Origin of the sequence: Dactylosporangium sucinum (genome assembly GCF_014647515.1) — a bacterium.
GTDB classification, from domain to species: domain Bacteria; phylum Actinomycetota; class Actinomycetes; order Mycobacteriales; family Micromonosporaceae; genus Dactylosporangium; species Dactylosporangium sucinum.
In genome coordinates this window covers 1-1196 of record NZ_BMPI01000188.1, presented here as the reverse complement: position 1 = coordinate 1196, position 1196 = coordinate 1, and the positions used below count along the sequence as shown (strand labels likewise).

Here is a 1196-nt window from a genome sequence, read left to right as displayed (position 1 = left end):
GGCATGCGGGAACGCTTCGAGGAGATGCGCCGCATGGGCATCCGCACAGTGATGATCACCGGCGACAACCAGCTCACAGCCCGCGCGATCGCCGAGGAAGCCGGCGTCGACGACTTCCTCGCCGAGGCCACACCCGAAGACAAAATGGCCCTCATCAAACACGAACAACAAGGCGGCAAACTCGTCGCGATGACCGGCGACGGCACCAACGACGCCCCCGCCCTCGCCCAAGCCGACGTCGGCGTCGCCATGAACACCGGCACCAGCGCCGCCAAAGAAGCCGGCAACATGGTCGACCTCGACTCCGACCCCACCAAACTCATCGAGATCGTCGAGATCGGCAAACAACTCCTCATCACCCGCGGCGCACTCACCACCTTCTCCATCGCCAACGACATCGCCAAATACTTCGCGATCATCCCGGCCATGTTCGCCGCCATCTACCCCGGCCTCGACAAACTCAACATCATGCGCCTCGCCTCACCCGAGTCCGCAATCCTCTCCGCCGTCATCTTCAACGCCCTCGTCATCATCGCCCTCATCCCCCTCGCCCTGCGCGGCGTCCGCTACCGACCCGGCACCGCCGCCAGCATGCTGCGCCGCAACCTCCTGCTCTACGGCATCGGCGGCATCATCGTGCCCTTCATCGGCATCAAAGCCATCGACCTCGTCCTCCAACTCATTCCCGGGATCGCGTGATGCGCCTACCCTCCTGGCTCGCCCAGCACGTCGCCGCCCTGCGCGCGCTCGTCGTCATGACCGTCGTGCTCGGCCTGGCCTACCCGCTGCTCATGGTCGCCGTGGCCCGCATCCCGGGCCTGTCCACCAAGGCCGACGGCTCGATCGTCAGCCACGACGGCAAGCCGGTCGGCAGCCACCTGATCGGCCAGTCGTTCACCGACGCCCACGGCAACCCGTTGCGGCAGTACTTCCAGTCGCGCCCGTCCGCGGCCGGCGACGGCTACGACCCCACCGCCACGTCGGCGAGCAACCTGGGACCCGAAAGCGTCGTCGACACCCCGGACAAACCCAGCCTCCTCACCCAGGTCTGCAGCCGCAGCAAGGCAATCGGCGAGCTCGAAGGCGTCGACGGCAGCCGGCCCTACTGCACGTCTGGGGGTGTCGGCGCGGTCCTCGCGGTCTACCACCAGAACGGCTCGACGGGCCCGGTGACCCGCGCGGTCAGCCTCAACGAG

At 67.3% G+C, this 1196-nt stretch carries 2 protein-coding genes; both read left to right on the top strand.

The window, feature by feature from the left end; translation table 11 throughout:
• Positions 1-699, top strand: a 699-nt coding sequence (locus IEZ31_RS55730; RefSeq protein ID WP_190258285.1) for an HAD-IC family P-type ATPase, incomplete at its 5' end; no start/stop codon positions are given.
• Positions 699-1196, top strand: a 498-nt coding sequence (locus IEZ31_RS55725; RefSeq protein WP_190258284.1) for a potassium-transporting ATPase subunit C, incomplete at its 3' end; no start/stop codon positions are given. The genes IEZ31_RS55730 and IEZ31_RS55725, both read left to right, overlap by 1 nt.